This window comes from Synechococcus sp. M16.1 (assembly GCF_014279895.1).
GTDB lineage: Bacteria > Cyanobacteriota > Cyanobacteriia > PCC-6307 > Cyanobiaceae > Parasynechococcus.
Genome location: NZ_CP047954.1, coordinates 982,065 through 1,003,093 on the forward strand (window position 1 = coordinate 982,065; position 21,029 = coordinate 1,003,093).

The window sequence follows — 21,029 nt, forward strand, 5'->3', positions numbered from 1 at the left end:
CAGCCCGTCTCCGCTGGATTGTTTTGTGAAGCTATCACTGTCACAACAACCATTGTGGGTTGAGCTGGCTGCTGCCTTTACGATCGAAACAACACGCATCAGCGCCTTGGTTCGGGCCTCCTCTGCGCGACGCATCGAGCGGGAGGACATTCCGGTCGCTCGACGAACACGGCAGCCGCGTCAACGCAAGGGAAATGGCGCAGCTGGATTGCTGTTCGGGCTCGTTCTCGTCTGTGCCGGAAGCGTGGCTGTGGTGATGCTGGTTCCCACGCTGCTGTCAAGGCGCCAGCCCACGCAGAACCTTGAGATTTCAGGCTTTCGCGAACGTCCTGACGCCGATGGCCGACTCCTGGGCCACTTCCCCTACGGAGAGGCTGACGCTGATCAACTCATCGTCTTTGAACCGGGGATCGAGCTGAATGTGAAAGCCGCCGAGGCCCTCGACACGATGATGCGTTCCGCCTTGGCTGACGGGATCGATCTGCGTCTGCTCAGTGGATTCCGCTCCCTGGCCCTCCAGGAATCGATCTTCTTTGATGTGGCCTCCGAACGGAACCAGACCGCCGAAGAGCGAGCCCAGGTGTCAGCTCCACCGGGCTACTCCGAGCACAGCACGGGTTACGCCGTCGATCTAGGCGATGGCCGTTTCCCTGAGACCAACCTCTCCCAGAGCTTTCAAGACACCGCCGCCTTTCGCTGGTTGCAGGACCATGCGGCGAGATATCACTTCGTGTTGTCCTTCCCTGAGGGCAACAAACAGGGTGTGATGTACGAGCCCTGGCATTGGCGCTACGAGGGCAATGCGGATGCACTGCGTTTGTTCGAGCCGGCCAGTCGGTTCTCCAGGCGCGACCCTTGACCGTTCCCGAACTGCTGTCACCTGCCGGCGACTGGGCTGCGATGAAGGCGGCCGCTGCCTCCGGTGCCGATGCGGTGTATTTCGGCGTTGATGCCTTCAACGCCCGCCAGCGGGCTGAAAATTTCCGACTGCAAGACCTTCCTGAAGTGATGCAGTGGCTGCATCAGCGGGGGGTGAAGGGATTCCTCACCTTCAACGTGTTGGTGTTCAGCGATGAACTGGAGGCAGCGGCTCAGTTGCTGATCGCTGCAGATCGAGCCGGTGTGGATGCGGTGATCGTCCAGGACGTGGGGCTCTGTCGCCTGGCCCAGCGGCTGGTGCCGAATCTCTGTGTGCATGGCTCAACCCAGATGTCGATCACCAGTGCCGCGGGTATTGCCCAGGCTGCGGCGCTCGGTTGCCAGCGGGTGGTGCTGGCCCGTGAGCTGGCCCTGCGTGATCTCGAGCGACTGCAGACACAACTGGTTCAGCGGAACCTTGCGATGCCGTTGGAGGTGTTTGTGCATGGCGCCCTTTGCGTCGCCTATTCCGGTCAATGTCTGACCAGTGAATCCCTCGGGCAGCGCAGTGCCAATCGAGGTGAGTGTGCCCAGGCCTGTCGCCTGCCTTACGAAATGGTGGTGGATGGGCAACCCCACCCCCTTGAAGACCAGCGCTACCTCCTCTCCCCCCAGGATCTGGCGGCCTGGGAGCTGCTGCCGGAGTTGCAGCGCATCGGCGTGGCCAGCCTCAAGATCGAAGGGCGTCTGAAGGATGCTGCCTACGTGGCTGCCGTCACCGACGCCTATCGCCAGCGCCTGGATCAAACCCCCGCTTCGGCGCCGCAGGTGCAACGCCAGCTTGAGCTGGCCTTTTCCCGAGGCCTTTCCACCGGTTGGCTTGAAGGGGTGAACCATCGCCGTCTGGTGCATGGCCGCTGGAGTAAGAAGCGGGGCCCGCTACTGGGGCAGTTGCTGCGGGTGGAGCGGGGTGGTTGGTTGCATCTGCGCAGCCGGGAACAGCTGCATCCCGGGCAGGGCCTTGTGCTGGAACAACTGTCGTCCGACCCGCTGCAGCCGCCTCGGGAGATCGGTGGCCGGATCATGGTGTGTGAGCGGATGGGCGACGAACGCTGGAAGCTGCGCCTGGGGCCCGATCGTGTGGATGGCTCTGGATTGAGAGCTGGCGCCTCGGTCTGGCTCACCAGTGATCCCGATTGGCAGTCCCGTTGGCAGCGTGCCGCCCGTCGCACGGTGGAGGCTCGGTCCAGGGATCTGGCGCTGCGGGTGTCCGGTCGGCTGGATGCCCCGCTGGAGTTGCAGGTGCTGGAGCCCCAGGGATTTGAGCTGAAGCTCTGCAGCACCATGCCGCTCCAGAGTGCTTCGCAGCGCCCCCTTGACCGGGAACGGCTTGAGCAGCAATTGGGACGCCTGGGGGGAACCGGTTGGTCGCTTCAGCATTTGGAGATCGAACTGGAGGGCGATCTTTTTCTGCCCGTGGCGGAACTGAACCGCATGCGCAGGGCTCTGCTGGAGCAGTTGGAGGCCACAGGGGACTGCAGCACCGATTCAGGGCCTGTCCCTGCAGCCACCAAAACGGCAGACCCAACGGAGCTGCTGGCTCAGATGTGCCCACCAGCTGTCGCTCCCCTCAGCGAGACCAAGCCAGGCTTGGTGGTGCTGGTGCGCAGCCTGGAGCAGCTGCAGGCCTTGGTGGATCTCTCCGGCACGGACCTGCCGATTCGCTCGGTGGTGGCGGATCTCGAGCAGCCTCGGGAGCTGCGGGAAGCGGTGGCGATCGGTCGAGGCTGCTGGCCTGAGGGTGTATGGCTGGCCGGTGCACGGATCACACGGCCTGATGAACGCTGGTCGCTTGAGCCACTGATTCGGGCCCGTCCTGACGGTTTCCTGGTGCGAAATGCCGATCAGCTGGAGGTGCTGACGCCGCTGGCCCCCTGCATTGGTGACTTTTCCCTCAACACCGCCAACCCCCTGAGTTTCCACTGGTATCGCGACCATTGGGCGCTGCAGCGACTCACGGCCAGTTACGACCTCAACCTTCAGCAACTGCTGGATCTGGCCGCCGCCGTTGATCCAGCGCTGCTGGAGGTCACCCTGCACCAGCACATGCCGTTGTTCCACATGGAGCATTGCCTGTTCTGTGCATTCCTCTCGGACGGCAAGGACCACACCGATTGCGGTCGTCCCTGTGAGAAGCACCACGTCACTCTGCGGGATCGCAGTGGCGTTGAACACCCACTGCGGGCTGATCTGGGTTGTCGGAACACCCTTTTCAATGGCACGGCGCAATCGGGCGTTGAAGCGCTTCCGTCGCTGCTGCGGGCAGGCGTGCGCAGGATCCGGCTCGAACTTCTCGATGAGGATGCCGCTGCGACGCAACGGCGCGTCAGCCTTTACGCCGAGGCTCTGGCGGGTCGGATGGCCACCCAGGAGGTCTGGTCCCAGGAGCAGATCCACCACCAGCTGGGCGTCACCCGCGGCAGCCTGCGCAGCAAGGGTCCGGAGCGCACCAGTCGATTCTCACGTTGAGATAACCTGTCGCACTGCGCCTTTGGCGTTCTTCACAAATACTTACGGTCAGCCCGCATGAGCGCCAACAACAAGGCGATCCGCAACATCGCGATCATCGCCCACGTTGACCACGGCAAGACGACTCTGGTCGATTCGCTGTTGGCGCAGTCAGGAATTTTCCGCGACAACGAGGCCGTCCCCACCTGTGTGATGGACTCCAACGACCTGGAGCGTGAGCGGGGCATCACGATCCTGTCGAAAAACACGGCTGTCACCTACAACGACACCCGGATCAACATCGTTGACACCCCTGGTCACGCCGATTTCGGTGGAGAAGTGGAGCGGGTGCTGGGCATGGTTGACGGTTGCCTGCTGATCGTGGATGCCAACGAGGGGCCGATGCCCCAGACCCGTTTTGTGCTGAAGAAGGCCCTCGAGCAGGGCCTGCGTCCGATCGTGTTCGTCAACAAGATCGACCGTGCCCGGGTGGATCCCGAGACCGCCGTCGACAAGGTGCTCGACCTCTTCATCGAACTCGGCGCTGACGATGATCAGTGCGATTTCCCCTACCTGTTCGGCAGCGGTCTCGGAGGCTTCGCCAAGCCCGACATGAAGACCGACAGCGACAACATGCGTCCGCTGTTCGATGCCATCCTGCGCCACGTTCCGCCCCCGGTTGGTGATCCGGAGAAGCCCCTCCAGCTGCAAATCACCACCCTTGACTATTCCGACTTCCTCGGCCGGATCATCATTGGCCGCGTTCACAACGGAAAAATCAAACAGGGTCAGAACGCTGCGCTGATCAAGGACGACGGCAGCATCAAGAAGGGCCGCATCAGCAAGCTGCTTGGCTTCGAGGGGCTGCAGCGCGTCGAGATCGAAGAGGCGTCTGCCGGTGATCTGGTGGCCGTGGCTGGCTTTGACGACGTCAACATCGGCGAAACCATCGCCTGCCCCGATGAGCCCACCGCTCTGCCGCTGATCAAGGTGGATGAGCCCACCCTTCAGATGACTTTCGTCGTCAACGATTCACCCTTTGCGGGCAAGGAAGGCAAGTTCGTCACCAGCCGTCAGGTGCGTGACCGCCTGCAGCGTGAGTTGCTCACCAACGTTGCCCTGCGTGTGGAAGACACCGATTCACCGGACCGGTTTGCGGTGAGTGGTCGCGGTGAGCTGCACCTCGGCATCCTGATCGAGACCATGCGCCGTGAGGGCTATGAGTTCCAGGTGTCCCAGCCGCAGGTGATTTACCGCACCATCGATGGCACCCCCTGCGAGCCGGTGGAAACCCTGGTGATGGATGTGCCTGAACCAGCGGTGGGCAGCTGCATCGAAAAACTGGGCACCCGCAAGGGCGAGATGCAGAACATGGAAACCAGCGCTGATGGCCGCACCCAGCTGGAGTTCATCGTTCCCTCCCGTGGTCTGATCGGTTTCCGCGGTGAATTCATCCGGGCCACCCGCGGCGAAGGAATCATGAGCCATTCCTTCTATGAATACCGGCCGATGATGGGTGAATTCGACACCCGCCGGAACGGTGTGCTGATCGCCTTCGAAGAAGGAACAGCAACGTTCTATGCCCTCAAGAACGCCGAGGATCGCGGCCAGTTCTTCATCAGCCCGGGCACCAAGGTCTACAAGGGAATGATCATCGGGGAATACAACCGGCCTCAGGACCTCGAGATCAACGTCTGCAAGACCAAGCAGCTCACCAACATGCGTTCCGCGGGCGCTGAGGAACTTGACACGCTGCAAGCACCGGTGCAGATGACGCTGGAGCGAGCGCTGGAATACATCGGTCCCGATGAGATGCTCGAAGTCACGCCCGAGTCGATCCGTCTGCGCAAACTTCCCGGCAAGAAGCCGGCCAAGTCCAAGCGCTGATGCCTCAGGCGGACCCTCGCTTTCAGCAGGGTGTGGAGCTCTTCAATGCAGGTGAGTGGTACGCCGCTCATGATCTGTTTGAGGAGCTCTGGCATGAAACAGCTGATCCGGAACGGCGCAGCCTTCAGGGGATCCTGCAGGTGGCAGTAGCGCAGTTGCACCTGCAACGGGGCAACCGGCGCGGTGCCACGATTCTTTTCGGTGAAGCTCTGGGTCGTCTCAAACGTCCTGGAACCCCGGATCTTGGCTTGGATCTTGCGTCTCTGTGCCGTGCTGCGCAACAGCGGCTTGAGGCGCTTCAGCAGGATGGGGATCCCGAGTCATGCACTGTCCCTGTTCTTGAATTCATGCGCTGAAGCGCCGGTAATCTCGACGAACTTGGGCAGGTGGTGTGGCAGTGAAAGCAATGCTCCGTTCTCGGGGGCTTCTTTTAGCTCTGCCCCTTCTGGCCGCCCTTTGGCCCCTGTTGTCGGCCCAGGCTCAGCAAACAGCTGACGCTGGCGTCATCACGATTGAGTCCGACCTGCAATCGGCCGACAACGGAACGGGTGTGATCACCGCCAGTGGCAACGTTCGCTTGGTGCACGCCGGTCGTGGTTTGGTGGCCACCAGCCGACAAGCCCAGTACTTCACGGAGGAAGACCGGATTGTTCTGAGTGGTGATGTTGATGTGATCCAGGCTGATGGCAACCAGCTCCGCGCTGATCGGTTTACTTATCTCCTGGATGAAGGTCGCGCGATTGCCAGCCCTGTTCCCGGCCAGCAGGTGTTCAGTCAGTGGTCGCTCACTCCCAGCCAACCCGTGCTCGACGTTCAGGCCGAGACCAACCCGGTGACTCCATGACCTTGGAACTGTCGAATGTCTCCATCACCCTTGGGGGCCGCCAGTTGGTGAAGGGCTTGGATCTGAAGCTTGCCCCCGGCGAGGTGGTCGGCCTGCTTGGTCCCAATGGAGCTGGAAAAACCACCACCTTCAATCTGGTGATCGGTCTGCTCTCCCCTGATCAGGGGGAGGTGACCGTGAACGGTGAGCGGGTCACCCATCTGCCTATGCCGGAGCGAGCCCGGCTTGGTGTGGGTTACCTGCCCCAGGAAGCGAGTGTGTTTCGCAATCTCACGGTGCGTGAAAATCTGGATATCGCCCTTGAACAGACCGGTCTCAGTTCCGAGCAGCGTCGGGATCGGCGCCAGCAGTTGATTGAGGACTTTCACCTCAGCGCGTTCATCAATCGTCTTGGTTTCCAACTCTCCGGGGGAGAACGTCGCCGTTGCGAAGTGGCCAGGGCACTGGCATCGGGTGACAACGGACCGACGTATCTGCTTTTGGATGAACCCTTTGCCGGCGTCGACCCCCTTGCGGTGGCGGATCTGCAGCTGCTGATCGAGGGGTTGCGCTCCCGGGGCATGGGGATTCTGATCACCGATCACAACGTGCGCGAAACCCTGGCCACCACCGATCGGGCATACATCCTCAACGATGGTGCGGTGTTGGCCGCAGGACGTTCCGAGGAGGTGGCAGCTGATCCACAGGTGCGTCGTTATTACCTCGGGGAGGGATTCCAACTGTGATTTTGGATCGTCTCAAACGGGCCACCTGGATGCGGCTGGATCTTCTGGATCGTTGGTTGCTCAAGGAGCTGCTTGGTCCGCTTCTGTTCTTCATTGCCCTGTTCACCCTGCTGCTGCTCACGGGTGGCGTGATGTTTGAACTGGTCCGGCAGATGGTCGACAAGAACCTGCCGATCACAGTTGCAGCTCAGGTGCTGTTGTTCAGCATTCCGCGTTGGTTGGCTTTCTCTGTGCCGATTGGAACGCTGATGGCCTCGCTGTTCGTGTTCACCCGCCTTTCTGCCAACAACGAACTCACCGCCCTGAGAAGCCTCGGCATCACCACGAAGCGGATGATCAGTGCCGCTCTCGCCCTCTCGATGGCGATGACCCTGTTCACCTTCGTTCTCAACGACGTGGTGGTGCCCCGCAGCCAACGCTTTGCAGAGGTGAGCTTGAAGCGCGCCTTGGGGCGTTCTCTCGCCAGTGAGACGGGACGCGATGTCATCTATCCCCGCTTCGGCAGACGCATTGGTTCAGATGGTGAGAAGGGTGACAAGGGCCTGCTTCAACTGTTTTATTCCCGCAAATTCCAGAACGGCCAAATGCTGGATGTGACGGTTCTGGATTTCACCAGACCCGGTCTTACCCAGATGTTGCGTGCTGATCGGGCCATCTGGAATGAGGCCCAAGCCAGCTGGGATTTCATGGATGGCCAGATTCTGACTTTGGCGGCGAATGGCAGTTCAACCAAGGCCGATTTCGATCGTTACGTCTATCCCCTGGGATCTGGGCCGCTGCGTTTGGCGGGGATTGAGAACGATGCCGTGAACATGACCGTTGCTGAAGCACTGCAGGCCCAAAGGATGTACGAAGAGGCCGGCAGCATCAAGGAAGCCCGCAAAATCCGTGTGCGGATCCAGGAGAAGTTCACGGTTCCGATGGCCTGTCTGGTGTTTGGATTGTTTGGAGCCACCCTCGGCGCTCAGCCCAGTTACCGAAGCAGCCGAAGCTTCTCGTTTGTGCTCACCCTCGGCATCATCGCTGTCTATTACGTGATTGGTTTCAGCTTCAGTTCCCTCGGGGTGAAGGGAACCCTGCCTCCGATCCTGGCGGCCTGGCTGCCTGTGATGTTGTTTCTCGGGGCGGGTGGTCTGTTGCTGAAACAGGCCAGTCGCTGATTGGCCGGGGCAGAATCGACGTGTCTTCAGGAAATGGTGTGCTGAACACGCCCTTTGAGCTGGTCACCAGTCTTGGTTTCGCTGGCTTTGTGTTGCTGCTGCTGGCCATGCCCCTGGCTTTCTGGGCGGTGTCCAGCCAGTCCCGGGCTGGTTTGGTGCGGCTGCTGGTGGCCGTCGCCAACCTTCTGTTCACGGCTCAGCTGATTTTGCGTTGGTGGCAATCCGGCCACTTCCCGATCAGCAACCTCTACGAATCCCTGTGCTTTCTCGCCTGGGCTTGCACCCTCACCCAGCTGCTGGTGGAACGGGCCTGGCCTTCTCCCATCGTGGCGGCTGCGGCCACCCCCATGGGCCTTGGTTGCATTGCCTTCGCCAGCTTTGCCTTGCCCGATCAATTGCAGTCAGCGGCTCCTCTGGTTCCCGCCCTGCGCTCAAGCTGGTTGGTCATGCACGTGAGCGTGATCATGGTGAGTTACGCCGCACTGCTGGTGGGATCCCTGCTCTCCTTGGCGGTGTTGGTCACCGATCGCGGCCAAACCCTGGAACTGCGGAGCAGTTCCATTGGCAGTGGTGGATATCGTCAGGCGGCCTCGATCACGAATGGTGGTTCTGTTCAGCTGCAATCGGTTCAGCTGAGCACCAACGAGCAACTCGACAGCCTCAGTTATCGCACCATCACCGTTGGGTTCTTGATGCTTACGGTGGGCATCGTGAGTGGTGCTGTTTGGGCGAATGAAGCCTGGGGCAGCTACTGGAGCTGGGATCCCAAGGAAACCTGGGCCTTGATCTGCTGGCTGGTGTATGCCGCCTACCTGCACACCCGCCTCAGTCGCGGTTGGCAGGGCCGACGCCCAGCTCTTGTTGCGGTTGTTGGTCTAGTGGTGATCGCTGTTTGCTACATCGGCGTCAATCTTTTGGGCATTGGTTTGCATAGCTACGGCTGGTTTTTCTGAACTCCAGTGAACAACGTGGCATGCTCTCAAGCCACAACTTTCACCCCCGGATGAGGGTTTCTTCTCCCTGTCAAGTACCCCCATCTCAGGGTTCTTTCACTATGGACAGCATCGTGTGGATGTGTGTGCCCGTTAGCGCAAGTTTTCGCAACGCGGGAATCAAGACCCAGTAGGAAGGAATAAATCAACACCGGCGGAGGCTCCGTCTCACTGAGATGAGCGATGCCTGACCGCTTGTTGGGAGGTTTCGCTCTCTTCTGCTTCCGAGCGCAAATAACGCTTCCGCTGCGCCGATTCCAGGCCAGACAGCAAGACAGCTCGCCTTGAAGATGCGACCCGCTGAGGCCGATCAAGACCCCGAAGCAGTGGATGGATGCCTCGTCTGCTCATGCTGTTCTCTCGGTTATGCGTGAATCTTGCGCCGTGACCTGTGGTCCATCGCGTGACTGAATAATTCCATGATCTTCAGTCTTGTTTTGTGATCCACGTCACTGATTGGCGTGATGCCCTTCCAAGTTGTTGTTGGCTTCTCAGGACATGCATCAAGCCAACGGGCAAAAAGGAAGGCCACCCCCGCAAAGGGATGGCCTAAACCTTGTTGGCGTTCTTTGAAGCTGAACGAAGCGTCTGGCTGTATGGCTTGTCAGACCAGTCAGGCAGCTTCTAGATCTTGCTCAGTTGGACCGTCGTCACGCATGGACGCCTCCGACTTCGACTCTCCCAGTCTCCTCCAGAGGACCTGCTTTGATCATCCGTATTTCAACTCAGCCGCAGGGAAGAGAGCCTGGGCCTGACCGATGCGCAAAGTCAACGGAACTATTGAGCAAGATGTTGAAGGACTGCACCGATATTCATGCTCCCTTTGAGATATCCGGCAAAAGCCAATGCGATCACACCAGCATTAAGCGCCAGGAAGGCGGCAACCAATTTGACGTCATCTCCCATGCACTGATTATCGGAGGCATGGTCGCATCACTGTGGACATCAAATCTTTGGAGATGTTGAAACTGTTCAAGCGCTGGGTTCTTGCTTGAAGTGCTCATCAAAAAAGCCCGGCATCGGCTGCCGGGCTTGTGGCTGTCAGATGACGGTCTGTTGATCAGGCAAGGACAGCTTCCTTGCTGCTGCTGTTGCGGATTCCCTTGATTGCTTCAGCGTAATCGGGCTGGTTGAACACACCGGAGCCGGACACAATCGCGTTGGCACCTGCTTCGATCACCTTCCAAGCATTGCCGGCTTTGATGCCGCCATCCACTTCGATCCAGGGATCGAGACCCTTCTCGTCGCACATGCGGCGCAGGTCGCGAATTTTCTGAACCTGGTTCTCAATGAAGCTCTGGCCCCCGAAACCGGGGTTCACGCTCATGATCAGCACCAGATCGCAGAGCTCGAGGCAGTATTCGAGGGTGTCGATCGGTGTTGATGGGTTCAGAACTGCACCTGCTTTTTTGCCCAGGTCCTTGATCTGAGCCAGGTTGCGGTGCAGATGAGGGCAGGCTTCAACCTGCACGGAAATGATGTCGGCACCGGCTTTGGCGAAGTCGGGGACGTACTTCTCCGGCTCAACGATCATCAGGTGAACGTCCAGGGGCTTCTGGGTCACCGGCCGCAGCGCCTCAACAATCAGCGGTCCAATGGTGATGTTCGGAACAAAGCGGCCGTCCATCACATCCACATGGATCCAATCCGCACCGGCTTCGTCCACGGCTTTCACTTCTTCGCCGAGGCGTGCGAAGTCAGCCGACAGGATTGACGGCGAGATCACCAGGGGCTTGGTGCTCATGGATGAGGAGCGCGAAGTGCCGGGAGATTTTAGGGACTCCTGCAACCACTGATACAGTGAGCCGCGCTCAGACGTCGAGATCCACTGCGGCGACGGCCAACTGCCCGTCCAGGAGATCTCGCCAACCCGTCCCACCTCATCCGGAGTCCCGTGGATCAGACCCTCATTCAGGAAATTCTCGAGATCGTCGAGCAGGCCGCCATCGCTTCCGCCTCGCTCTCCGGCAAAGGCCTGAAGGATGAAGCCGATGCATTGGCCGTTGATGCCATGCGCAAGCGCATGAATCAGATCCAGATGCAGGGCCGCATCGTGATCGGAGAGGGGGAACGTGATGAAGCCCCAATGCTTTACATCGGAGAAGAGGTCGGCACCGGCACCGGCCCCGGCGTTGACTTTGCTGTTGACCCTTGCGAAGGCACCAACCTCTGCGCCTTCAACCAGCGCGGCTCCATGGCTGTTCTCGCCGCTTCCGACCGTGGCGGTCTGTTCAACGCCCCCGACTTCTACATGAAGAAGCTGGCTGCTCCTCCGGCAGCCAAGGGCAAGGTGGACATTCGCAAATCAGCCACTGAAAACATCAAGATCCTCAGCGAGTGTCTGGGTCTCCCCGTCGACGAGCTGAACATCGTGGTGATGGATCGCGCCCGTCACAAGGACCTGATCGCTGAGATCCGTGCCACCGGCGCTCGCATCCAGCCCATCTCCGATGGTGACGTTCAGGCCGCCATCGCCTGCGGTTTCGCTGGTACCGGAACCCACTGCCTGATGGGCATCGGTGCTGCCCCTGAAGGTGTGATCTCCGCCGCTGCCATGCGCGCTCTTGGTGGTCACTTCCAGGGCCAACTGGTGTATGACCCTGCGATTGCTCAGACCTCCGAGTGGGCTGACATGACCAAAGAGGGCAACCTGGCGCGTCTCGCTGAGATGGGCATCGCCGATCCCGACAAGGTCTATGAGGCTGAGGAGCTGGCCTGCGGCGAGCATGTTTGTTTCGCTGGCAGCGGCATCACGGATGGTCTGCTCTTTGATGGCGTTAAGTTCGAAAAGGACTGCACCCGCACAAGCAGCCTGGTGATCAGCAACCTGGACAACACCTGCCGCTTCACCAACACCGTGCACATCAAAGACGGCGCCCAGAGCATTGCTCTGAGCTGATCGTCATCAACTGGTTGAGAGGAACGTCTTCATGCATATCTCCGTCGTCGGCCTCAGTCATCGGACGGCACCGGTGGAGATCCGGGAACGGCTCAGCATCCCTGAGCAGACCATGGAGACGTCCCTTCAATCCCTCCGCGGCAACGAGCAGGTGCTCGAGGCATCGATCCTCAGCACCTGCAACCGCCTTGAGATTTACACCTTGGTCCGCAATCCGGACCTCGGCGTGTCTGCTGTCAGCGACTTCCTCAGCAGCCACTCCGGTCTTGAAACAGGGGAGCTGACGCCCCACCTGTTCAGTTACCACCACGAAGACGCTGTCGACCACCTGATGCGGGTGGCAGCAGGTCTCGATAGCCTTGTGCTGGGGGAAGGTCAAATTCTCTCCCAGGTGAAAAAAATGATGCGGCTCGGCCAGGAGCACAAATCCCTGGGTCCGATCCTGAACCGCTTGCTCACCCAGGCTGTTTCCACCGGCAAACGGGTGCGCAGTGAAACCAACCTCGGAACGGGTGCTGTTTCGATCAGCTCAGCTGCCGTTGAGCTCGCCCAGCTCAAGCTCGGTCAATCCCGAGGTCTGGATCAACTGGTCACCCTGGAAAGCGAGCAGATCGCCGTTGTTGGTGCAGGGCGCATGAGCCGTCTGTTGCTCCAGCACCTTCAGGCCAAAGGTGCCTCGGGTGTTGTTCTGCTCAACCGCACCGTTGAACGGGCAGAGCATCTATCGGCTGATTTCCCTGATCTTCCTGTTCAGTGCAGGCCGCTTACGGATTTGGATCAGTACCTGAGCACCTGCTCGCTGATGTTCACCAGCACCGCCGCCGATGATCCGATCATTGATGCCGCACGTCTGGCTCCTCTGAACCGGCGCAGCAAGCTGCGCTTGATTGATATCGGTGTGCCGCGCAACATCGCTGCGGATGCTGCCGATGTGGACGGCGTTGAATCCCACGATGTGGACGACCTGCAAGAGGTCGTTGCCCGTAACCAGGAAGCCCGTCAGGCCATGGCCCGCGAGGCTGAGCAGTTGCTTCAGCAAGAAGCGCAGCAGTTCCTCGAGTGGTGGGACAGCCTTGAGGCTGTCCCGACCATCAACCAGCTGCGCTCGTCGATGGAGTCGATCCGTTCGGAGGAACTCCAGAAAGCCCTCAGCCGAATGGGGCCTGATTTCTCAGCCCGGGAACGCAAGGTTGTCGAAGCGTTGAGCAAGGGAATTATCAACAAAATCCTCCACACGCCGGTGACCCAGCTGCGGGCTCCCCAGACCCGTCAGGATCGCCAACAGGCCCTCCGAATTGTCGAACGACTGTTCGATTTGGAAGCTTCTTGAGCTGTTGAGCGATTCAGTCGCGATCTGAATCCCAGTAATCTCGACTGATTCTTCCGAAAGACGGTTGCGAAGCCAAAAACTCCGGTAAGTTCTTGCGGCAACGCCGATTTGGGACAGCGGCATGAAGCGGGTCTTGGCCATCATTCTGGGCGGCGGTGCAGGCACGCGCCTGTATCCGCTCACAAAAATGCGCGCCAAGCCGGCCGTCCCTCTGGCAGGCAAATATCGACTGATTGATATTCCGATTAGCAACTGCATCAACTCCGACATCAACAAGATGTACGTGATGACGCAGTTCAACAGTGCGTCACTGAACCGTCACCTCAGTCAGACCTACAACCTCAGTAATACCTTTGGTGGCGGTTTTGTTGAGGTGCTCGCAGCTCAGCAAACCCCCGACAGTCCCACTTGGTTTGAAGGCACTGCAGACGCTGTACGCAAATACCAGTGGTTGTTCCAGGAATGGGATGTTGATGAATACCTGATCCTTTCCGGCGACCAGCTCTACCGGATGGATTACAGCCTCTTCATCGAGCACCACCGCCGCTCAGGTGCTGATCTCACAGTCGCTGCCCTTCCCGTTGATCCCAAGCAGGCAGAGGCTTTCGGTCTGATGCGGACCGATGAAAACGGCTCGATCAAGGAGTTCCGCGAGAAGCCCAAGGGTGATTCCCTGCTGGAGATGGCTGTCGACACCTCTCGCTTCGGCCTGAGTGCCGATTCAGCCAAGGAAAGGCCCTATCTGGCCTCGATGGGCATTTACGTCTTCAGCCGTCAGACCCTCTTTGATTTGCTCGACAAGCATCCCGGGCACAAGGATTTCGGCAAGGAGATCATTCCCGAGGCTCTAGCGCGGGGCGACAAGCTTCAGAGCTATGTGTTCGACGACTACTGGGAAGACATCGGCACCATCGGCGCGTTCTATGAAGCCAACCTCGCGCTGACCCAACAACCCACGCCCCCCTTCAGCTTCTACGACGAGAAATTCCCCATCTACACCCGTCCTCGCTATCTGCCCCCCAGCAAGCTGGTTGACGCCCAGATCACCAACTCGATTGTTGGCGAAGGCTCAATCCTGAAGTCCTGCAGCATCCATCACTGTGTTCTCGGGGTGCGCAGTCGAATTGAAAGTGATTGCGTGCTTCAAGACACGCTGGTGATGGGGGCCGACTTCTTCGAATCTCCAGACGAACGCGCTGTCTTGAAAGAACGCGGAGGCATTCCTCTCGGCGTGGGCAAGGGCACCACGGTGAAACGCGCCATCCTCGACAAGAACACCCGCATTGGTTCGGGTGTCTCGATCATCAACAAGGACAACGTGGAAGAAGCCGACCGTTCCGATCAGGGCTTCTACATCCGCAACGGCATTGTGGTGGTTCAGAAAAACGCCACCATCGCTGATGGAACGGTGATCTGAGGGCAGCATCCGTTTTCAGGAATGAGCTGATGTCTGCCTGAGCAGATGGCTCATTCCTGACATTTGTTGGTTGATTTGCGGTCGAGACCAGCCGAGATCAACACACTGAGATCAGTCCTCAGTGGTTCTTCTGGCCATGTCCAAGTCTCACTTCGGCCTCATCGGTCTTGGCGTGATGGGCGAGAACCTCGTCCTGAATGCGGAACGCAACGGTTTCTCCAGCGTTGTCTACAACCGCACCTACGCCAAAACCGAAGACTTCCTCCAGGGGCGTGGCAAGGACAAGAACATTCAGGGCGCCACTGACCTCGAAGATTTCGTTGGCAAGTTGGAACGCCCCCGCCGGATTTTGATGATGGTGAAGGCGGGGCCTGCCGTCGATGCTGTTGTTGATCAGCTCTCCCCCTATCTCGAAGAAGGCGATCTGCTGATTGATGGAGGCAACTCCGACTACCACGACACCGAACGTCGGGTGAAGCAACTCGAGAGCAAGAGCTTCGGTTTCATCGGTATGGGTGTGTCCGGTGGCGCCAAAGGTGCCCTGGAGGGGCCGAGCATGATGCCCGGAGGAACCAAAACCTCCTATGAGGCCATCGAGGGCCTTGTGAACAAGATGGCGGCTCAGGTCGAAGACGGACCTTGCGTGACCTACATCGGTCCCGGCGGGTCAGGACACCTGGTGAAGACCGTCCACAACGGGATCGAATACGGCATTGAGCAGATCCTTGCCGAGGGCTACGACCTGATGAAGCGGGTCAAAGGAATGACCGGTGTGCAGATGGCCGATGTTCTCGGTCAATGGAACGCCACAGAAGAGTTGTCGTCGTATCTGGTTGAAATCACCGAGGTGTGTCTCCGCACCAAGGATCCCGTCGATGGCACTGATCTGGTGGAAAAAATCACCGATCAGGCTGGCCAGAAGGGCACGGGCCTTTGGACCGTGGTGACGGCGCTGCAGATGGGTGCCTCTGTTCCCACCATCTACGCCTCTCTCAATGCAAGGGTGATGAGCTCGATGAAGCCCCAACGCGTGGCGGCCGAATCGATCCTCAAAGGACCAACCATCAAGGACTTTGACCTGGGAACGGCTGACGATGCCATGGCTCCGCTGATGGATGCCACGGTGCTGAGCTGCATCGCCAGTTATGCCCAGGGCATGGAGCTTCTGCGAATCGCCTCCCAGGACCTCGACTATGAACTCCACATGCCGTCGATCGCTCAGATCTGGAAGGGTGGCTGCATCATTCGGGCCCGTCTGCTGAAGCGCATTCAGGATGCTTTCCACGCGGATCCCCAGCTGCCCAACCTGATGGTTGATCCATGGTTCGCTGAACAGATCAACCGACGACTTCCCGGACTGGCTCAAGTGGTGGCCGGTGCCGCCGAGGCCGGCATTCCCGTTCCCTGCTTCAGCAGCACCCTCGACTACATCAACAGCTACCGCTCCGGTCGCCTTCCTCAGAACCTGGTTCAGGCGATGCGCGATTGCTTCGGCTCCCACACCTACCAAAGGGTCGACAAGGAGGGCACGTTCCACACCGAATGGCTCAGCTGAGTGGTTGAGCGATGACCAACTACCGCATCGAGCGGGCGAAGGATCCTCAGGACCTCGCCCGTCAGGCCTGTGAAACTGTTGCTGCCCAAATTGATCTGGCCTTGGATCAACGGGACCGCTGCCAGATCGCTCTCTCCGGCGGGAGCACGCCCGCAAGCGCCTACTCCCTGCTCGGTCAGGAACGGTTGCCCTGGGACCGGGTGGACGTCGTGCTGGGTGACGAGCGCTGGGTGGCTGCCGACGATGCGTCCAGCAACGCCGGCATGCTGCGCCGCACCCTTCTCGCACCCGGGCCTGGAGCTTCAGCCGCTTTTCATCCCGTGCCTACCGTGGAACTGGAGAGCCCTGAGGCCAGTGCCCAGGCTTTTGCTGACCAGCTTTCTCAGCTGTGCTCAGGAGCACCACCGGTGTTCGATGTGATGCTGCTGGGCCTGGGGGATGACGGCCACACCGCATCCCTGTTCCCCGGCACCGAGGCACCAGCGGTGCTGGATCGCTGGACGACCATCGGGCGCGGCAAGGGGTTGGATCGCATCACCATGACGGCTCCTGTGCTCAGTGCCGCCCGTCAGGTGATCTTCCTCGTCAGTGGGGCCGGTAAGCAGGAGGCCCTCCGGCGACTGGTCGATCCCTCCGAATCCTCCGACCGCACTCCCGCTCGGCTGGTTCAACCTGCTAGTGATGTGCTGATCCTTGCTGATCAGGATGCAGCCGCCGGCCTCTGAACAGATCCTTTTCCAGGGCAGCGACTTTGCTGACTGGGCCAGCCTGAACGACACGATCATGGGCGGCCGATCCCGTGCCGGTTGCCGCGTGACCCCCGACGGACTCGTGCTGGACGGGGAGCTGGTGGAGACCGGCGGTGGTTTCGTGAGCTGCCGCTCCCCTCGCCTGCAGCCCCCGCTCGATCTGTCCCCGTATGCAGCACTTCAGCTGGATGTTGAGGGTGAGGGACGCACCCTGAAGATTGCCCTTGGTTGCCGGGATGGAGCCATGGGACTCACGGAACTGATTCCCGGTGGTCTCCGCTGGGTGGTGGATGTTGCGACCAAACCGTCCGGTTTGACCCCTGTTGTGGTGCCATTCGCCGACCTCAGACCCACGGTGCGTGCCAAGCCCGTTGGCTTACCGCTGCGCTTCGATCCCAGTGGCATCACCCGCATTCAGGTGTTGCACTCGAAATTCGGCGATGCTGGGGATCTCAATCCGGGGTTTCGCGCTGGGTCCATCCGGGTGCTGATCCGTTCAATCCGCGCCTTGCCCTGAGTCCATGGACCTTCTGGTGTTGATTGCCAAGGCGGCTGACGTTTGCCTCAAGCCCTGGAGCCATGCTGTTGTTCTGATCGATCCTTCGGCTCCAGAACAGATCGACGATCTGCACGTGCGGATTGAATGCCGTGATGGCGACGGCCAGCGTTGCTCCGATCAGGATCTTGAACTGGAGATCTATCGGAGTGGCGATGAGATCAATCTGATGCTGAGCTGGTGGGACCAACCGGAACGTCCAATGCTCTGGCACGGGCGCCATCCGGTCTGGATGGACGGCGCATCGGGGCAGCGCTGTGCGGCACCGCAGGATGCCGCCCCGCTTGAAGCATTGGGTCGGCGCCTACGGGCTCTGGTGCAACCGGCTGTTTGATCGCGCCGAATTCAATCGGCGTGGTCGGTGGTCGCACCCCGGCTTGAGCTGGAGACGAGCCGCGCGTACTTGCCGAGAATTCCGTTGCGGTAACGGGGTTCCGGCTTGCTCCATCCCGCCCGGCGGCGATCCAGTTCCGCGTCATCCACGTTGAGTTGGAGCAGCAGCTGATCGGCATCAACCGTGATGCTGTCGCCTTCTTGAACCAGCCCGATCGTTCCGCCAACGGCGGCTTCAGGAGCCACGTGACCCACCACCAGGCCATAGGTGCCGCCGCTGAAGCGGCCATCGGTGATCAGGGCGACCTTGTCCCCAAGGCCCTGACCAACGATCGCTGAGGTGGGAGCCAGCATCTCCCGCATGCCCGGTCCACCGACGGGACCCTCGTTGCGAACCACCACCACATCCCCGGCCTGGATCTTTTTGTCGAGGATGGCGGCAAGGCAGTCTTCCTCGCTTTCAAACAACCGCGCCGGGCCGGTGAGAACAGGTGTCTTCACACCGCTGATCTTGGCCACGCTTCCCTCGCTGGCGAGGTTGCCCTTCAGGATGGCGAGGTGCCCTTTGGCGTAAAGCGGATTGCTCAGGGGGCGGATCACGTCCTGCCCGGAGGGCGGCTCCGAGGGCACATCGGCGAGCAACTCCTTCAGGCTTTTGCCCTCCACCGTTCGGCAGTCGCCGTGCAGCAAGCCTGCATCCAGCAGCAGCTTCATCACCTGGGGAATGCCGCCGGCGTTGTGCAGATCAACGGTCACGTAGCGGCCGCTGGGCTTGAGATCACAGATCACCGGCACCCGCTGACGAATCCGTTCGAAGTCATCGATGCTCAGATCAACGCCGGCGGTTCGGGCAATGGCCAGCAGGTGCAGCACCGCATTGGTGGAGCCACCCACCGCCATGATCACGCTGATGGCGTTCTCAAAGGCTTCCTTGGTGAGCAGATCCAGGGGGCGGATGTTGGCTTTCACGGCCTCCACCAGCACCTCGGCGGAGCGAGCGGCACTGTCAGCCTTTTCCTCGTCCTCGGCAGCCATCGTGGAGCTGTAGGGGAGGCTGAGACCCATCGTTTCGATGGCGGCACTCATGGTGTTGGCGGTGAACATGCCGCCGCAACTGCCAGCCCCAGGGCAGGCATTTTTCTCAACTGCGGTGAGCTGCTCTTCGTCGATCTTGCCGCTGGTCAGTTGGCCGACCGCTTCAAAAGCGCTCACCACCGTGAGATCACAGCCGCCCAGCTTGCCCGGCTTGATCGTGCCGCCGTAGACGAACACCGAAGGGATGTTCATCCGCGCCATCGCGAGCATGGCGCCGGGCATGTTCTTGTCGCAGCCACCAACGGCCAGCACCCCATCCATGCTCTGGCCATTGCAGGCCGTTTCGATGGCGTCAGCGATCACTTCACGGCTCACCAGGGAGTACTTCATCCCTTCGGTGCCCATGGAGATTCCATCACTCACGGTGATGGTTCCGAACATCTGTGGCATGCCTCCGGCCTGCCGGGCCGCTTCCTCAGCTCGTTTGGCGAGGTCGTTCAGCCCCACATTGCAGGGGGTGATGGTGCTGTAGCCGTTGGCGATGCCCAGGATGGGCTTGCCGAAATCGCTGTCTCCAAAACCCACGGCCCGCAACATGGCGCGGTTGGGAGACCGCTGAATCCCCTTGGTGACGGCGTCGGAGCGAAGCATGGAACGGAGCGGACCAGTGGCAATCAAGCCAACCTACCGAGCGCTCATCCTTCGCTACCGAGTCCCTCGAGTTGGGCGCGAACGCGGGCGATTTCCGCGTTGAGTTTTTCCACCCGCTCCTCGAGGTGTCCGTTGCCTGCGCTGTCCAGCACTTCGGAACCGTCCTGCATCCGCGGTGCGTGCAACATCGACTTCTGCGCGCCGTAACGCCTGCGCCTGTCGGCTTCGTTGAGGAGCCACCAGGCCAGGCCTGCAGCACCGAGCACTGCTCCGGTGACCAGAGTTGCCAGGGTGCCTGAGCCCGTGTCGTGCTGCTGGGCCATGGGTGCATTCAACCTGCCTGAAGGTTAGTCATGCCCTCAAGATCTGAGGTTCAGCCGTCGCACAGGGTCACCGATTCCCGGACGAATCTCACCCTGCTCCCCCACGCCTTCGTCAATGCAGGCGGTGTGCAGCGTTAGGTCTGGAATCGCTTCACCCAACAGCTTCAGTCCAGGACTGGCGCACAGGGCAGTGATCAGCCGCAGCCGCCGACCATCCACACCCTTGCTCTGGAGCTCCTGCAGAAGTTTGAGGGTGGCCTCACCATCACTGATCTGATCAACAAACAGAATCACCCCGGCGTTGGCTTCGATCTCCTGTGGGCACGACCCCAGGCAGAGGCAGGAATCGGGAAGGACGGATCGTCCTCCCTGCCAAAGCTCGAGGCCTGCTGGCAGCAATGGAATGGCGATCAGCGGTACCGATGCTTCAACGAGGGTGCCTTCGGTGTCCCCATGGAGTCCGGGCACCATCTCCCGGCGATGGGGCAGCCAGTCCCGCAGGGCTTCGTAGGTGAGCCACCGGCCCAGTTCCTGCAGGGCTGTGGCGTAGAGGGCCGCAGGGGTTTCCCGATGCCGAAGCATGGTCAGCCAATGGCCGATCAGGGGATGGGGTGGAACCAGCACCCGCAAGCTCATGGCCATATCGACTCGCTCCGCGGACAGTTGCCATAACGTGATTGCTCAAATTACCGGTCTCATGGGCGCCCTTCGACGTATGGCCTCGCTGCTGGCGGTGATCACGCTGGCGTTCAGCACTGTTGTTTGGGCTGAATCAGTGCAGGCCATCACCGCTCCCGAGCTGCGTGGTCAGTTCGCAGTTCAGGAGATCAGCGCTGATATGCACGGTCTTGACCTCAAAGAAAAAGAGTTCCTCAAGGCCGATTTGCGCGAGGTGAATCTCAGCGGCACAGACCTGCGCGGCGCTGTGATCAACACCTCGCAACTACAGGGGGCCGATCTCCGGGATGCCGATCTCTCCGATGTTGTGGGCTTTGCCAGCCACTTCGAGGGCGCCGATCTCCGGGGGGCCAATTTCACCAACGCGATGATGATGCAGAGCCGTTTCACGGACGCGCAGATCGACGGTGCTGATTTCACCAACGCCGTGATCGACCTTCCCCAACAGCGGGCCCTCTGCGCTCGGGCGGATGGATCCAATCCGATCAGTGGTGTCTCCACCCGTGAGAGCCTGGGCTGCCGCCCTTAA

At 60.3% G+C, this 21,029-nt stretch carries 21 protein-coding genes; 16 read left to right on the plus strand and 5 right to left on the minus strand.

Annotated features, from left to right (window positions below):
- Positions 1-106 precede the first annotated feature (106 nt).
- The 8 genes from SynM161_RS05580 to ccsB all read left to right on the plus strand — a co-directional run bounded on the left by SynM161_RS05580 (position 107) and on the right by ccsB (position 8,935).
- Positions 107-859, plus strand: coding sequence for a M15 family metallopeptidase (locus tag SynM161_RS05580; RefSeq protein WP_186542245.1), 753 nt, complete (start codon positions 107-109; stop codon positions 857-859).
- Complete coding sequence (locus tag SynM161_RS05585; protein ID WP_186542246.1) at positions 856-3,387, plus strand: U32 family peptidase; 2,532 nt, start codon at positions 856-858, stop codon at positions 3,385-3,387. Before SynM161_RS05580 ends, SynM161_RS05585 begins: the two co-directional genes overlap by 4 nt.
- A gap of 57 nt (positions 3,388-3,444) precedes the next feature.
- The gene (gene typA, locus SynM161_RS05590) at positions 3,445-5,253 is read left to right on the plus strand and encodes a translational GTPase TypA (protein WP_114989070.1); all 1,809 of its coding nucleotides are present in this window, start codon (positions 3,445-3,447) and stop codon (positions 5,251-5,253) included.
- Positions 5,253-5,609, plus strand: coding sequence for a DUF309 domain-containing protein (locus SynM161_RS05595; protein ID WP_186542247.1), 357 nt, complete (start codon positions 5,253-5,255; stop codon positions 5,607-5,609). The genes typA and SynM161_RS05595 overlap by 1 nt, the downstream gene beginning before the upstream one ends.
- A gap of 110 nt (positions 5,610-5,719) precedes the next feature.
- Positions 5,720-6,097: an LptA/OstA family protein gene (locus tag SynM161_RS05600; protein ID WP_370593127.1), complete on the plus strand. Its 378-nt coding sequence runs from the start codon at positions 5,720-5,722 to the stop codon at positions 6,095-6,097.
- On the plus strand, positions 6,094-6,822 hold the full coding sequence (lptB, locus tag SynM161_RS05605) for an LPS export ABC transporter ATP-binding protein (protein WP_186542248.1): 729 nt from the start codon (positions 6,094-6,096) through the stop codon (positions 6,820-6,822). The genes SynM161_RS05600 and lptB overlap by 4 nt, the downstream gene beginning before the upstream one ends.
- Positions 6,822-7,982, plus strand: coding sequence for an LptF/LptG family permease (locus SynM161_RS05610; RefSeq protein ID WP_255441987.1), 1,161 nt, complete (start codon positions 6,822-6,824; stop codon positions 7,980-7,982). The genes lptB and SynM161_RS05610 overlap by 1 nt, the downstream gene beginning before the upstream one ends.
- Positions 7,983-8,020: 38 nt before the next feature.
- On the plus strand, positions 8,021-8,935 hold the full coding sequence (gene ccsB, locus SynM161_RS05615) for a c-type cytochrome biogenesis protein CcsB (protein WP_186542249.1): 915 nt from the start codon (positions 8,021-8,023) through the stop codon (positions 8,933-8,935).
- A gap of 816 nt (positions 8,936-9,751) precedes the next feature.
- On the opposite strand, the gene SynM161_RS12050 is transcribed toward ccsB, so the two are convergent.
- Both SynM161_RS12050 and rpe read right to left on the minus strand, forming a co-directional pair.
- Positions 9,752-9,880 (minus strand): hypothetical protein, encoded by a 129-nt coding sequence (locus SynM161_RS12050; protein ID WP_255441962.1) that lies wholly within the window; start codon positions 9,878-9,880, stop codon positions 9,752-9,754.
- A gap of 154 nt (positions 9,881-10,034) precedes the next feature.
- Complete coding sequence (gene rpe, locus SynM161_RS05620; RefSeq protein WP_115008971.1) at positions 10,035-10,718, minus strand: ribulose-phosphate 3-epimerase; 684 nt, start codon at positions 10,716-10,718, stop codon at positions 10,035-10,037.
- Positions 10,719-10,868: 150 nt separating this feature from the next.
- Here rpe and glpX point away from each other — a divergent pair, with 150 nt between their 5' ends.
- From glpX to SynM161_RS05655, 7 genes are all read left to right on the plus strand, one after another.
- Positions 10,869-11,873 (plus strand): class II fructose-bisphosphatase, encoded by a 1,005-nt coding sequence (gene glpX / locus SynM161_RS05625; protein WP_006851350.1) that lies wholly within the window; start codon positions 10,869-10,871, stop codon positions 11,871-11,873.
- 31 nt (positions 11,874-11,904) lie between these two features.
- Positions 11,905-13,203: a glutamyl-tRNA reductase gene (locus SynM161_RS05630; protein ID WP_186542250.1), complete on the plus strand. Its 1,299-nt coding sequence runs from the start codon at positions 11,905-11,907 to the stop codon at positions 13,201-13,203.
- 121 nt (positions 13,204-13,324) lie between these two features.
- Complete coding sequence (locus SynM161_RS05635; RefSeq protein ID WP_186542251.1) at positions 13,325-14,620, plus strand: glucose-1-phosphate adenylyltransferase; 1,296 nt, start codon at positions 13,325-13,327, stop codon at positions 14,618-14,620.
- Positions 14,621-14,756: 136 nt separating this feature from the next.
- Complete coding sequence (gndA, locus tag SynM161_RS05640; RefSeq protein ID WP_186542252.1) at positions 14,757-16,175, plus strand: NADP-dependent phosphogluconate dehydrogenase; 1,419 nt, start codon at positions 14,757-14,759, stop codon at positions 16,173-16,175.
- Positions 16,176-16,186: 11 nt separating this feature from the next.
- Positions 16,187-16,900 (plus strand): 6-phosphogluconolactonase, encoded by a 714-nt coding sequence (pgl, locus tag SynM161_RS05645; protein ID WP_114989082.1) that lies wholly within the window; start codon positions 16,187-16,189, stop codon positions 16,898-16,900.
- The gene (locus SynM161_RS05650) at positions 16,881-17,441 is read left to right on the plus strand and encodes a CIA30 family protein (RefSeq protein WP_186542253.1); all 561 of its coding nucleotides are present in this window, start codon (positions 16,881-16,883) and stop codon (positions 17,439-17,441) included. The genes pgl and SynM161_RS05650 overlap by 20 nt, the downstream gene beginning before the upstream one ends.
- A gap of 4 nt (positions 17,442-17,445) precedes the next feature.
- A complete protein-coding gene (locus SynM161_RS05655; RefSeq protein ID WP_114989084.1) occupies positions 17,446-17,814 on the plus strand; it encodes a hypothetical protein in 369 nt (122 codons plus the stop codon).
- Between the two features lie 11 nt (positions 17,815-17,825).
- On the opposite strand, the gene ilvD is transcribed toward SynM161_RS05655, so the two are convergent.
- Genes ilvD through SynM161_RS05670 form a run of 3 tightly spaced genes read right to left on the minus strand, consistent with a single transcriptional unit; the run spans position 17,826 to position 20,464 of the window.
- Positions 17,826-19,499: a dihydroxy-acid dehydratase gene (ilvD, locus tag SynM161_RS05660; RefSeq protein ID WP_186542254.1), complete on the minus strand. Its 1,674-nt coding sequence runs from the start codon at positions 19,497-19,499 to the stop codon at positions 17,826-17,828.
- Between the two features lie 44 nt (positions 19,500-19,543).
- On the minus strand, positions 19,544-19,822 hold the full coding sequence (locus SynM161_RS05665; protein ID WP_114989086.1) for a hypothetical protein: 279 nt from the start codon (positions 19,820-19,822) through the stop codon (positions 19,544-19,546).
- Between the two features lie 36 nt (positions 19,823-19,858).
- The gene (locus SynM161_RS05670) at positions 19,859-20,464 is read right to left on the minus strand and encodes a uracil phosphoribosyltransferase (RefSeq protein WP_186542255.1); all 606 of its coding nucleotides are present in this window, start codon (positions 20,462-20,464) and stop codon (positions 19,859-19,861) included.
- 73 nt (positions 20,465-20,537) lie between these two features.
- Between SynM161_RS05670 and SynM161_RS05675 the strand changes: the two genes are divergently transcribed.
- Positions 20,538-21,029 (plus strand): pentapeptide repeat-containing protein, encoded by a 492-nt coding sequence (locus tag SynM161_RS05675; RefSeq protein WP_244273103.1) that lies wholly within the window; start codon positions 20,538-20,540, stop codon positions 21,027-21,029.

Coding starts and splice junctions, on each gene's coding strand:
- typA (WP_114989070.1), top strand. CDS start 3,445: ATGAGCGCCAACAACAAGGCGATCCGCAACATCGCGATCATCGCCCAC.
- SynM161_RS05595 (WP_186542247.1), top strand. CDS start 5,253: ATGCCTCAGGCGGACCCTCGCTTTCAGCAGGGTGTGGAGCTCTTCAAT.
- lptB (WP_186542248.1), top strand. CDS start 6,094: ATGACCTTGGAACTGTCGAATGTCTCCATCACCCTTGGGGGCCGCCAG.
- SynM161_RS12050 (WP_255441962.1), bottom strand. CDS start 9,880: ATGGGAGATGACGTCAAATTGGTTGCCGCCTTCCTGGCGCTTAATGCT.
- rpe (WP_115008971.1), bottom strand. CDS start 10,718: ATGAGCACCAAGCCCCTGGTGATCTCGCCGTCAATCCTGTCGGCTGAC.
- SynM161_RS05630 (WP_186542250.1), top strand. CDS start 11,905: ATGCATATCTCCGTCGTCGGCCTCAGTCATCGGACGGCACCGGTGGAG.
- SynM161_RS05635 (WP_186542251.1), top strand. CDS start 13,325: ATGAAGCGGGTCTTGGCCATCATTCTGGGCGGCGGTGCAGGCACGCGC.
- gndA (WP_186542252.1), top strand. CDS start 14,757: ATGTCCAAGTCTCACTTCGGCCTCATCGGTCTTGGCGTGATGGGCGAG.
- pgl (WP_114989082.1), top strand. CDS start 16,187: ATGACCAACTACCGCATCGAGCGGGCGAAGGATCCTCAGGACCTCGCC.
- SynM161_RS05650 (WP_186542253.1), top strand. CDS start 16,881: ATGCAGCCGCCGGCCTCTGAACAGATCCTTTTCCAGGGCAGCGACTTT.
- SynM161_RS05655 (WP_114989084.1), top strand. CDS start 17,446: ATGGACCTTCTGGTGTTGATTGCCAAGGCGGCTGACGTTTGCCTCAAG.
- ilvD (WP_186542254.1), bottom strand. CDS start 19,499: ATGCTTCGCTCCGACGCCGTCACCAAGGGGATTCAGCGGTCTCCCAAC.
- SynM161_RS05665 (WP_114989086.1), bottom strand. CDS start 19,822: ATGGCCCAGCAGCACGACACGGGCTCAGGCACCCTGGCAACTCTGGTC.
- SynM161_RS05670 (WP_186542255.1), bottom strand. CDS start 20,464: ATGGCCATGAGCTTGCGGGTGCTGGTTCCACCCCATCCCCTGATCGGC.
- SynM161_RS05675 (WP_244273103.1), top strand. CDS start 20,538: ATGGCCTCGCTGCTGGCGGTGATCACGCTGGCGTTCAGCACTGTTGTT.